The sequence below is a fragment of the Streptomyces chlorus genome (assembly GCF_042655885.1).
In the GTDB taxonomy this organism is placed as follows: Bacteria; Actinomycetota; Actinomycetes; order Streptomycetales; family Streptomycetaceae; genus Streptomyces; species Streptomyces chlorus.
Genome location: NZ_JBHSOA010000053.1, coordinates 75,070 through 87,619 on the forward strand (window position 1 = coordinate 75,070; position 12,550 = coordinate 87,619).

Genomic DNA, 12,550 nt, shown 5'->3' on the forward strand with positions numbered 1-12,550 from the left:
CGAGCCTATCGGCCCGCGGGGGTGTCCTCGGAGTGCGGTATCTCACCGGACGGTTCTTCCAGCAGCAGCCGTTCGATGGCTGCGCGGTCCGGCAGCGCCTCGGGGCGTACGACCTCGCCGGTGCGTACGTACAGGAAGGCGGCGCCGACCGACTCCAGGGGGACGCCCTGCTGCTCGGCCCAGGCGAGCCGGTAGACGGCGAGCTGGAGCGGGTCGGCAGTGTGACCGCGGCCGGTCTTCCAGTCGACGATCTCGTACGTCGTCCCGGCGCCGGCACCGCTCCTGTCACTGTCACTGTCACTGTCCCCGGTCCCGTTTCCGTTTCCGCCCGCATCGCTGCCGTCCTGCCGGTAGACGGCGTCGATGCGGCCGCGGACGACCCGGCCGGCGATCGCCAGCTGGAAGGGGGTCTCCACGCGGTAGGGCGTGCGGTGGGCGTACGCGGTGCGTTCGAAGGCGTCCTTGAGGACGGCGAGGTCGTGTTCGTCGGCGATCTCGGCCTCGCCGCCGGGGAGGTCGTCCGGTTCGAGCAGGGGCAGTGTCAGTTCCTCGAAGCGGGCCTCGACCCAGGCGTGGAAGCGGGTGCCGCGGCGGGCGGCCGGCTGCGGCGGGCGGGGCATGGGTCGGGCCAGCTCCCGCGCGAAGCCGTTCGGGTCCGCGGCCAGCCGCAGCAGCTGGGATGCGGTGAGCGACGCGGGCAGCAGGACCTCGGTGATGCTGTCACGGGCGCGCAGCAGTTCGCCGGTGAGGGCGTCGAGGTCGCGGTCCCAGGAGGCGACGGTACGGGCCTCCTCCGGCGTGAGGCGGGGCGTGGCGGGCTCCGCCCAGGGGTCCGGAGTCACGGGGTCGGGGGCCGCCGGGTCCGGGGCGTCGGGGGGCCCGGTGGGCTCAGGGGCCGTCGCTTGGTGCGGGATGGTGGGGCGGCGGTCGACGGGACGGTCGGCCGGGAGACTGTCGGTGGGGCGGTCGGCGGTCCAGGAGTCCCAGTCGCCCTCGCCGGACGCGTCGTCGGCGAAGGGGTCGACGTCGTCGGGCGGGAGGTCCTCGTCGTCCGGGGGCAGGGGCCAGTCCGGGTCGTCGTACGTGTCCGGGGCGTGTACGGCCGGGGGAAGATCGCCGGGGTGGCCGGCGAGGCTCTCGAGGTGGGCCAGGACGGTATCGGCGGCGGCGCGGCGGCGGGCGAGGGCGTCGTCGTCCAGCGGGAGGGGCCACACCTGGTCCTGGGTGGCCCGGTGCAGGGCGGGGTTCTCGTCGTCCTCGGCGGGCTCGTCCGCCCATGCCTCGATCTCGCCGTACCCGGCGGCGCAGTGGTCGTGGAGGGCCTGGAGGAACGCGGACGGCCCGCGCGGCTTCTTCTGGGAGGGCCCCCACCAGTGGCCGGAGCCGAGCAGCAGCGAGCGGGGGCGGGTGAAGGTGACGTAGCCGAGGCGGAGCTCCTCGGTGTGCTGGTGGTCCTTCATCGCCTCGTGGAAGGCCTTCAGGCCCCGGGAGTCCCAGGATTCGATGTCGGGCAGGGTGTCGGCGTCGCCGCGCAGCCCGTGTGGCAGGACCTTGCCTTGCGCGGTCCATTTCTCGCGGCCTTGGCCGCTGGGGAAGGTACCGGTGACCAGTCCCGGGACGGCCACGACGTCCCATTCCAAACCCTTGGACTTGTGCGCCGTGAGTACCTTGACGGTGTTCTCGCCGCCGGGCAGCGCGTTGTCGAGGCCCTTCTCGTACTGGGCGGCGGTGCGCAGGAAGCCGAGGAAGGCGAGCAGGGTGGCCTCGGCGTCCCCGGCGGCGAAGGAGGCTGCGATGTCGAGGAAGTTGGACAGGGTCTCGCGGCGGCGGGCCGCCAGGGCGTGCGGGGACGCCGACAGTTCGATCTCCAGGCCGGTGACGGCGAGGACGCGGTGCAGGACGTCCATCAGCGGGTCGGCCAGGGAGCGGCGCAGGTCGCGCAGTTCGGCGGCCAGCCGGGCGAACCGCACGCGCGCGTCCGGTGAGAAGGGCAGCCCGTCATCCCCGTGACCGTCCAGCGGGGTCTCCAGGAACGTGTCGAGGGCGTCGGCGAGCGAGATCACCTCGGACGGGTCGATGCCCTCGACGGCCTCGGCGAGGCGGCGGTCGGGGTCGTCCTCGCCGTTCACGCGCGCGTGGGACACGAGCAGGCGCGCGCGGCGGCCGAGGAGGGCGAGGTCGCGCGGGCCGATGCACCAGCGCGGGCCGGTCAGCAGACGGACGAGCGAGGCGTTGGCACCGGGGTCCTGGAGGACCTCGCAGACGGCGACCAGGTCGGCGATCTCGGGCAGGTGCAGCAGCCCGGACAGGCCGACGACCTCGACGGGTACGTCCCGGGCGACGAGGGTGCTCTGGATCTCGGCGAAGTCGGTCGCCGTGCGGCACAGGACGGCGATCTCGCCGGGCTCCTTGCCGGTGCGTACGAGGTGGGCGATGGAGTCGGCGATCCAGTCGAGTTCCTCGGCGTGGGTGGGCAGCAGGGCGCAGCGGACGGTGCCGTCCCGCTCGGCTCCCGGGGCCGGGCGGAGGGCTTCCACGCCCGCATGCATGGCACGCAGGGGCTCGGCGAGGCCGTTGGCGAGGTCCAGCAGGCGGCCGCCGCTGCGGCGGTTCTCGCTGAGCGACTGGCGGGTGGCGGAGCCGCCGTCGGCCCGGGCGAAGTGTTCGGGGAAGTCGTCGAGGTTCGCGACGGAGGCGCCGCGCCAGCCGTAGATCGCCTGGCAGGGGTCGCCGACGGCGGTGACCGGGTGGCCGGTGCCGCCGCCGAACAGGCCGGCGAGGAGCACGCGCTGGGCGACCGAGGTGTCCTGGTACTCGTCGAGGAGGACCACGCGGAACTCGTCGCGCAGGACGCGGCCCACCTCGGGGATCCGGGCGAGCCGGGCCGAGAGGGCGATCTGGTCGCCGAAGTCGAACAGGTCGCGTTCGCGTTTGGCGGCCCGGTAGCGCAGGACGAGGTCGGCGAGTTCGCGCCGCGCGGCGGCCGCTTCGGGCACTTTGCGCAGGTCGGCGTTGGTGAGCTTGATGTTCTCCAGGGTGCGCAGCAGTTCGGTGTCGTGGCCGCGCAGGTCCTCGGGCCGTACGAGGTGCTCGGAGAGTTCGCCGTCGAGGGTGAGGAGGTCGCCGACCAGGTCGGGGAAGGAACGGGTGAGGGCGGGGTAGGGGCCGGGGGCCTCGCGCAGCACCCGCGCGGCGAGCTGGTAGCGGGTTGCGTCGGCGAGGAGGCGGGAGGTCGGTTCGAGGCCGATGCGCAGCCCGTGGTCGGTCAGGAGGCGGCCCGCGAAGGCGTGGTAGGTGGAGATCACCGGTTCGCCCGGCGGGTTGTCCGGGTCGATGGTGTCGGGATCGGTGACGCCTGCCTTGATCAGCGCCTTGCGGACGCGTTCGGCGAGTTCACCGGCGGCCTTGTTGGTGAAGGTGAGGCCGAGCACCTGCTCCGGGGCGACCTGGCCGGTGCCGACCAGCCACACCACGCGTGCCGCCATCACCGTCGTCTTGCCGGAGCCGGCTCCGGCCACGATCACCTGAGGAGCGGGCGGCGCGACGATGCAGGCCGTCTGCTCGGGGGTGAAAGGGATCCCGAGGAGCTCCTTGAGCTGCTCGGGATCGCTGATGCGTGCATGCACATGCAGAGGTTAGCGGCGGCCACTGACAAAAAGGCCGTACCGCCCCTCAGTGGCCGGAGAACCGCAGGTCGGCGCGGGTGGTGCGATGCGTCACGCCGGCCGCCGACGGGCCGCACCAGGTCGTGTGCGCCATCGGACCGTGTGCCCCCAGGTCTGCACCCGCGCCCTCATGCGCCTCACGAGGTCGTGGGCACCACCGCAATGGTCCGTCCCGGTCACTCGATCACGTGCCGGCCCTCGGGGCGGGCGCTGCACGAGGCGCGGAAGGCGCAGTGGGCACAGTGCTGCCCCGCGCTCGGGGTGAAGCGTTCGTCGAGGACCTTTCCGGCGGCCGTCGCCAGCAGGTCGCCGACCCACTCTCCCTGCTCCCCCTCCAGTGGCTCCTGGGCCTGCACCTTGGGCAGGGTCTCTCCGCCGTCCCGCTTGGCGGCCGGCTGGCGCAGCTGGACCAGTTCGGCACCGCCCGTCTCGGGGCGTGCCCCGTCGAACACCTCGTCGATGGCGCCCTCCTGCACGGCGAGCTGGTAGACGGCGAGCTGGGGGTGGCGGGCCACCTCGGCGGAGCTGGGGGCGTGCTTGCCGGTTTTGAAGTCGACGACGTAGGCGCGGCCCTCGCCGTCGGCTTCGACGCGGTCCATCTGACCGCGGATGCGGACCTCGTAGTCGCCGGCTTCGAGCCGGACGTCGAAGTCGTGCTCACTGGCCACCGGGGTGCGGCCGGTGCGGTCCATGACGTGCCACTTCAGGAAGCGTTCGAGTGCCACGCGCGCGTTCTGCTTCTCCTGCTGGGACTTCCACGGCGCGTCGAAGGCCAGTGCGTTCCACACGGAGTCGAGCCGTTCCATGAGGACGGCGAGGTCGGCCGGAGTGTGCCCGGAGGCCACCTCGTCGGCGAGGACGTGCACCACGTTGCCGAAGCCCTGGGCGACGGTCGCGGGGGCGTCGGCCTTCACCTCCCGGCCGAGGAACCACTGCAGGGCGCAGGTGTTGGCGAGCTGGTCGAGGGCGCTGCCGGAGAGCACGACGGCCTGGTCGCGGCTGCGCAGCGGCATCTTGCTCCGGGTGGGTTCGTACATGCCCCACCAGCGGTACGGGTGGGCGGACGGCACCAGGGGGCGGCCGTCCTCGTCGGCGAGGGCGGCGAGCCGGGCGAGCCTGCGGGCGGCGGCCTCCCTGAGGGTGTCGGAGACGCGCGGGTCGACGGTGGTGGCACGCAGCTCGGCGACGAGCGCGGCGACGGACAGCGGGCGGCGCGGGCGTCCGGTGACGTCCTTGGACTCGACGCCGAGTTCGGTCAGGAAGCGGGAGGGCTGGTCGCCGTCGTCGGCGGGGGCCTTCACGGCCGTCACGACGAGCCGTTCACGCGCGCGGGTGGCGGCGACGTAGAACAGGCGGCGTTCCTCGGCGAGGAGCGCACCGGGGGTGAGCGGTTCGGCGAGCCCGTCGCGGCCGATACGGTCGGCCTCCAGCAGGGAGCCGCGGCGGCGCAGGTCGGGCCACAGGCCCTCCTGGACACCGGCCACGACGACCAGCCGCCACTCCAGGCCCTTGGCGCGGTGCGCGGTCATCAGGCGTACGGCGTCGGGGCGTACGGCGCGGCGGGTGAGGGTGTCCGCGGCGATGTCCTCGGCGTCGATCTCCTCCAGGAAGTTCAGGGCGCCACGACCTCCGGTGCGTTCCTCCGCGCGGGCGGCGGTCGCGAACAGGGCGCACACCGCGTCGAGGTCCCGGTCGGCGTTGCGTCCGGCCGCACCGCCGCGGCGGGCGGAGCGTTCCAGTCGCGTGGGCCACGGGGTGCCGTCCCACAGGTCCCACAGCGCCTCCTCGGCGGTGCCGCCGCTCGCCAGGCGCTCACGTGCCGTGCGCAGCAGCGCGCCGAGCCGCTGGGCTCCGCGCGCGTACGTGGGGTCGTGCACGACCAGCCGCTCGGGTTCGGCCAGCGCCCGCGCGAGGAGTTCGTCCGAGGGCGGCGGCAGCACGTTGCCGGCGGCCCGCTCCTCCTCGCGCAGGGCCCGGCCGAGACGGCGCAGGTCTGCGGCGTCCATGCCGGCGAGGGGGGAGGTGAGCAGGGTGAGCGCGGTCTCGGTGTCGAGCCAGCAGGGTTGCTCCGGCCCCTGCCCCTGCTTCTGCTCTGGAGCCTCCGGCTCCTGCTCCGGCCCGTCGGCCGCCTCCGCCGTCGCCACCGCTCGCAGGGCCGTGAGCAGCGGGGTCACCGCCGGTTCGTGGCGCAGGGGAAGGTCGTTGCCGTCGACGTCCACCGGGACGCCCGCCGAGGCGAGGGCGCGGCGGACGCCGGGAAGGGTGCGGGAGCCGGCCCGCACCAGAACGGCCATGTCGTTCCAGGCGACGCCGTCCTCCAGGTGGGCCCTGCGCAGGATGTCGGCGATGTTGTCCAGCTCCGTGCCGGAGGTCGGGTACGTGTAGACCTCGGCCCGGCCGCCGTCCCGTACCGGGGTGAGCTCCCGGTGGGCGCGGACCTTCTCGGCGGGCAGGCGGGGCAGCGGCATGCGCTGGGTGACCAGGCGGGCGGCGGCCAGCAGGGCCGCGCCGGAGCGGCGCGCGACGCGCAGGACCTCGACCGGGGCCGGGCGGCCGTCCGCGCGGGGGAACGCGTCGGGGAAGTCCAGGATGCCGTTCACGTCCGCGCCCCGGAAGGCGTAGATCGACTGGTCCGGGTCACCGAGGGCGACCAGGGTGCGGCCGCCGCCGGCCAGCGCCTGCAGTAGCCGTACCTGCGCCGGGTCGGTGTCCTGGTACTCGTCCACGTACACGGCGTCGTAGCGCGCGGCGAGCTGCCGGGCGGTCTCGGGGCGGCGGGCGAGGAGCACCGCGCGGTGGACCAGTTCGGCGTAATCGAGGACGCCCTGCAGGTCGAGGACGTCGAGATACTCGGCGAGGAAGGCGGACGCGGCACGCCAGTCGGGGCGTCCGATGCGGCGGGCGAAGGCGTCCAGGGCGCCGGGGTCCAGACCCAGCTCGCGGCTGCGGGCGAGCACCGCGCGGACCTCGTCGGCGAAGCCGCGGGTGGTCAGGCAGGCGCGCAGTTCGTCCGGCCAGCGCACATGTGCCAGGCCGAGGCGTTCCAGGTCGATCTGGCCCGCGAGCAGCTCACGGACGGTGACGTCCTGCTCGGGGCCCGACAGCAGCCGCAGCGGCTCGACGAAGAGGTCGCTGTCCTGGTGGGCGCGGATCAGGGCGTAGCACAGCGAGTGGAACGTGGTCGCCTGGGGCGCGTGCGCGGCCCCTATCCGCAGGGCCATGCGGTCGCGCAGCTCGACCGCCGCCCTGCGGCTGAACGTCAGCACGAGGATGCGTTCGGGGTCACCTCCGCGGGCGATGCGCGCGGCCACCGACTCGACCAGTGTGGTGGTCTTCCCGGTGCCTGGACCTGCGAGGACGAGCATCGGTCCGGTCCCGTGGTCAACCACGGAGCGTTGTGCGGCGTCCAGCCGAGGGGGGGATGTGCGGGCCGGCGGGGTACGGACCAGTCGATGAGCGCCATGGTTCCCCCGCCGCACCCGGGGGTGCGACAGGCCATTGCTGGAGAAAGAGGAGCTCACGTGGTTCGCCGGTCCTGGTGGGTGTGCTGGTTGCCGTTCCACCGCGTGTGGAGGGCGGTGGCCGCGGGGTCGAGGGGGACACGTGCGGTTGACGCTACGCCGACGGAGAGTACGGAAGCAGAGCTTCCGCTTCTTCCCTCCCGACACATGCGGCACTCGTGTCACCCGCCTCACGAACGTACGTCATGCCACGGACGTGCCCCGTTTCCCCCGTACGGATCACAGGTCGCACGGCGGTACGTCCGATGGCGGAAGCCGGCCGATGTGATCCCCCGCCTGCCCGCCTCCGTCCGTGTGCCCGCCGCCGTCCCACCGCGCGCGCTTCATCTCGAGGCGCGGCAGGTGCCCGTCGGCGGCCCGGCTCGCCTCCTTCAGGGGGGTTCCCTCCGCGCGGTAGTGGTCGAGGGCTCTCAGCTCGTGGCCCGGCAGCAGCACCCCGTCCGCGCGGACGACCCGCCACCACGGGACGGCTCCCCCGTAGAGCGCCATCACGCGCCCCACCTGCCGGGGGCCGCCCTCCCCCAGCCACTCGGCCACGTCGCCGTACGTCATCACACGGCCCGGCGGGATCCGCTCGGCCACGTCGAGGACCAGCTCGGCGTACTCGGGCAGGGTGCCCGCGTGCTCCGGGCCGGTGTCGGACGGAAGGCGCTGCTGGCTCATCAGGCCCATCCTGCACCACCCCACCGACAACGCGACCGGCGATGTGACGCGCACCGGGGTGTGTATACGCCTCGCCCGGGAACCGCACTTCGGGCAGACTGTGCGACCCCGCACATCGACCCTGCTGCCCGCGTGCGGCGATGCGGCATGCCACCATCGTGCGGGCGGTGACTGGTGATACGAGATCAAGAAGAGGCAATGACGGAGCAGGGTGCGCACCCCGGGGACACGGGGGGCACCCCTGACGCTTCGTCGCGCCCGGACACCGGTCGCACCGATCCACAGGACGCCGGCACCGAGGACGCCGGCACCGAGGCGGCCGGGAAGCAGGCTGCTCTGGATGCCCACGGCACCGACGGCACCGATCCGGCGCGCATCGACGAGGTCGAGGGCGACGAACCCCTCCTCCCCGCGCGCGTGCACCGTCCGTCCGATCTCATGCGGCTCCTGGTGGGTGTGCTTGCCATCGGGGTGCTGCTGGCGATCGCCGCGTTCGCCCACGGCACCACCTCGGGGCTGGAACAGGACATCACCAAGGGCACCGGTCAGGCGCCCGACCTGCTCATCAAGATCGCCGGTCTGGCCTCCAGCATCGCGATCCTTCTCGTGCCGGTCGCCTTCGCCATCGAACGGCTGATCAAACGGGACGGGCTGCGGATCGCCGACGGTGTGCTCGCCGCCGTCCTCGCGCACGGAGTGACACTCGCCACCGATCTGTGGGTCGCGCGGGCGGCCCCCGGCTCGATCCAGGAGGCGCTGACCCAGCCCTCCCCCGGTGACATCCACGCCCTCACCGATCCGGTGCACGGCTACCTGGCACCCGTCATCGCCTACATGACAGCCGTCGGCATGTCCCGCAGACCCAGATGGCGCACGGTGCTGTGGGTCGTGCTGCTCCTCGATGCCTTCTCGATGCTGGTCACCGGGTACACGACTCCGTTCTCGGTCATCCTGACGGTGCTGCTCGGCTGGACCGTCGCGTACGGCACCCTCTATGCGGTCGGGTCGCCCAATGTGCGCCCCACCGGGCAGACCCTGATGGCGGGCCTGCGGACCGTCGGCTTCCATCCGGTGAGCGCGTCCCGCCAGGAGGCGCCGGACGTCGTCGAGGCCGGGGACCGGGGCCGCCGGTACTTCGTCGCCCTGGAGGACGGTCCGCCGCTGGACGTGACCGTGGTCGACCGCGAGCAGCAGGCACAGGGCTTCTTCTACCGCGCGTGGCGCAATCTGACCCTGCGCGGCTTCGCCACCCGCAGAAGCTTCCAGTCCCTGCGCCAGGCGCTCGAGCAGGAGGCACTGCTGGCGTACGCGGCCATCGCGGCCGGTGCCAACGCGCCGAAGCTGATCGCGATGTCCGAGCTCGGCCCCGACGCGGTGATGCTCGTCTACGAGCACAGCGGCGGGCGCGCCCTCGACTCGTTGCCGGACGAGGAGATCACCGACGCGCTGTTGCGCGACACCTGGCGTCAGGTGCAGGCGTTGCAGTCCCGCCGGATCGCGCACCGCAGGCTGGTCGGCGACGCGATCCTGGTGGATCGTTCCGGCACGGTGATCCTCACCGATCTGCGGGTCGGGGAGATCGCGGCCGGCGAACTGCTGCTGCGCATAGACGTCTCCCAGCTGCTGGTGACGCTGGGGCTCCGGGTGGGTGCCGAACGCGCGGTGGCCTCGGCTCTGAGCGTGCTCGGCCCCGACGCCGTGGCGGACTGTCTGCCGATGCTTCAGCCCATCGCGCTGAGCCGCTCCACGCGCGCGACGCTGCGCCGGCTCGCCCGGGAGCGGGCCGAGCGCGAGCGTGAGGCGGTCCTGGAGGCCTCCCGCCAGGCCAAGCAGCTACGCGCGGAGCAGGCCGCGGACCCCTCCGGGAAGTCCTCGGCCGACGGGCCCGCCATGGCCGGGAAGCCCGACAAGAAGGCCGTACGCGCGGAGCAGCGGGCCGAGAAGCGGGCGATCGACGAGGCGTTGGAGGAAGCCCGCGAGGAGGACCTGCTCACGCAGATCCGGCACGAGGTGCTGCGGATCAGGCCGCAGGCGCCGGTCGAGCCGGTCCGCCTCGAGCGGGTGCGTCCGCGCACGCTGATCAGTTTCATCGCCGGCGCCATCGGCGGGTACTTCCTGCTGACGCAGCTCACCCACATCGAGTTCGGGCCGCTGATCGCCAACGCGGAGTGGGGCTGGGTGGCGGCGGCCGCACTGTTCTCGGCCGCCAGCTACTTCGCCGCGGCCCTGGCGCTGCTGGGGTTCGTGCCGGAGCGGGTGCCGTTCGTCAGGACGGTGGCGGCGCAGGTCGCCGGTTCCTTCGTGAAGCTCGTCGCCCCGGCGGCGGTGGGCGGTGTCGCCCTGAACACCCGGTTCCTCCAGCGTGCCGGGGTGCGGCCGGGGCTCGCGGTGGCGAGTGTCGGCGCGTCCCAGCTGTTCGGGCTGGGCTGCCACATCCTGATGCTGCTGGCGTTCGGCTATCTGACCGGTACCGAGAAGACGCCCTCGCTGTCGCCGTCCCGTACGGTCATCGCGGGTCTGCTGACGGTGGCGGTGCTGGTGCTGGTGGTGACCTCGGTGCCGTTCCTGCGGAAGTTCCTCTTCACGCGCGTGCGGTCGCTCTTCGCGGGTGTCGTGCCGCGGATGCTCGATGTGCTGCAACGCCCACAGAAGCTGGCCACCGGCATCGGCGGCATGCTGCTGCTGACCGCCTGCTTCGTGCTGTGCCTGTACGCCTCCGTCCAGGCGTTCGGCGACGAGACGACGTCGATCAGCCTGGCCGGGGTCGCGGTGGTCTTCCTCGCGGGCAACGCGCTGGGGTCGGCGGCGCCCACCCCGGGTGGTGTGGGAGCGGTCGAGGCGACCCTGACGGTCGGTCTGATCGCGGTCGGACTGCCCAGCGAGGTCGCCGCGCCGGCGGTGCTGCTGTTCCGGCTGCTGACCCTGTGGCTGCCGGTGCTCCCGGGATGGCTGGCCTTCAACCACCTCACCCGCAAGGAAGCGCTGTAGCCGCAGCGGGCAGCGCGAGCAGGCAAAGACATCACAAAACAGCAGGTCAGATGGTTATCCACAGGCTTCCACGGTGAACGTGGGACCTGCCTACCATGGCCTGACCGCCATCCGCCGCACGGTGCGGACGGCCCGCGAGGGGAATGGGGCACATGACGCGTTTCGCACGGTGGACGGCTCTTGCGGCCTGTGCCGCGCTGCTGACGGCAGGATGCAGCGGCGGCGGATCCGACGACCACGACAGGGGCGGTACGGCGATCGACTGGGGGCGCTGCGAGGCCTCCGGGGACACGCCCGCGCCCGGTGAGGAATGGCAGTGCGGCACCCTCCGGGTGCCGCTGGACTGGTCGGAGCCGGACGGCGGGACGATCGGGCTGGCGCTGATCCGGGCGAAGGCCACGGGGGACGACCGCCTCGGGTCCCTGCTGTTCAACTTCGGCGGGCCCGGCGGCTCCGGCGTGTCCATGATGCCCTCCTACGCCACCACGATGCCCTCCTACGCCACCACCACCTCGAAACTGCGCGAGCGGTACGACCTGGTGAGCTGGGACCCGCGTGGGGTGGCCGCCAGCGAGGGCATCCGGTGCCGGGACGACGAGGAGATCCAGGCGGCCGAGTCGGTGGACTCCACCCCGGACACCCCGGCCGAGGAGCAGGCGTACCTCGCGGACGCGGCGGACTTCGGCAAGGGCTGCGAGGAGTCGGCCGGCAAGCTGCTGGCCCATGTGTCGACCACCGACACCGCCCGCGACATGGACCGCATCCGGCAGGCTCTCGGCGACGACAGGCTCAACTACTTCGGCATCTCCTACGGCACCGAACTCGGCGGCGTCTACGCCCACCTGTTCCCGAAGAAGGTGGGACGGCTGACGCTCGACGCGGTGGTCGACCCGAGCGCCGACACCGTGGGGCACGCCCAGAACCAGACCCGTGGGTTCCAGCGCGCGCTGGACAACTATCTGAAGTCCACCGGCCGGGACCCCGAGCAGGGGTCGCGTGAGACAGCGGAGCTGCTGGAGCGAATCGACGCCGAGCCGCTGCCGACGTCCTCGAAGGGGCGGGAGCTGACCCAGTCGCTGGCGCTGACCGGCATCTTCCTCCCCCTGTACAGCAAGGACGGCTGGCCGGTGCTGACCAGCGCACTGGAGGCGGCCGAGGAGGGCGACGGCTCGGAGCTGCTGGCGCTGGCCGACGGCTACAACGAACGGGACGCGTCAGGTAAGTACGGCACGACGACCCACTCGCAGCGGGCCATATCGTGCCTGGACGACAAGCAGCGGATGACCGCGGCCCAGACCGGGAAACTGCTGTCGGAGTTCGAGCGGATCTCGCCGGTGTTCGGCCCCTTCCTCGGCTGGGACACGGCCGGCTGGTGCCACGACTGGCCGGTCCCCGGTCAGCACGACACCCCGGAGGTGAGCGCGCCGGGCGCCGCTCCGGTCCTGGTGATCGGCAACACCGGCGATCCCGCCACTCCGTACGAGGGCGCGCAGCGGATGGCGGACGAGCTGGGCAAGGGCGTGGGGATCGTGCTCACCTGGGAGGGCGAGGGTCACGGCGCGTACGGCAGTGGGAGCGACTGTGTCGACTCCACCGTGAACGCGTATCTGCTGGACGGCACGGTGCCGAAGGACGGCAAGGTCTGCTCATGACGGCGGCGGGGGCTTCGCACCCGTGGCGCGAAGCCCCCGCCCGGGACCTGTCGGGGATCGC

General features: G+C 72.9%; 5 protein-coding genes. 2 read left to right on the top strand and 3 right to left on the bottom strand.

Annotated features, from left to right (window positions below; genetic code table 11):
• Positions 1 to 5: 5 nt before the first annotated feature.
• The 3 genes from ACFPZI_RS24185 to ACFPZI_RS24195 form a co-directional block, all read right to left on the bottom strand.
• Positions 6 to 3,626, bottom strand: coding sequence for a UvrD-helicase domain-containing protein (locus tag ACFPZI_RS24185; protein WP_381366613.1), 3,621 nt, complete (start codon positions 3,624 to 3,626; stop codon positions 6 to 8).
• A 215-nt stretch (positions 3,627 to 3,841) separates the two neighbouring features.
• Entirely contained in the window at positions 3,842 to 7,186 is a 3,345-nt protein-coding gene (locus tag ACFPZI_RS24190; RefSeq protein WP_381366616.1) for an ATP-dependent helicase, read from the bottom strand.
• A gap of 219 nt (positions 7,187 to 7,405) precedes the next feature.
• On the bottom strand, positions 7,406 to 7,849 hold the full coding sequence (locus ACFPZI_RS24195; protein WP_381366619.1) for an MGMT family protein: 444 nt from the start codon (positions 7,847 to 7,849) through the stop codon (positions 7,406 to 7,408).
• 198 nt (positions 7,850 to 8,047) lie between these two features.
• On the opposite strand from ACFPZI_RS24195, the gene ACFPZI_RS24200 reads away from it, so the two are divergent.
• On the top strand, positions 8,048 to 10,837 hold the full coding sequence (locus tag ACFPZI_RS24200) for a lysylphosphatidylglycerol synthase transmembrane domain-containing protein (protein ID WP_381366622.1): 2,790 nt from the start codon (positions 8,048 to 8,050) through the stop codon (positions 10,835 to 10,837).
• Positions 10,838 to 10,989: 152 nt separating this feature from the next.
• Positions 10,990 to 12,489, top strand: coding sequence for an alpha/beta hydrolase (locus ACFPZI_RS24205; protein ID WP_381366625.1), 1,500 nt, complete (start codon positions 10,990 to 10,992; stop codon positions 12,487 to 12,489).
• Positions 12,490 to 12,550 lie beyond the last annotated feature (61 nt).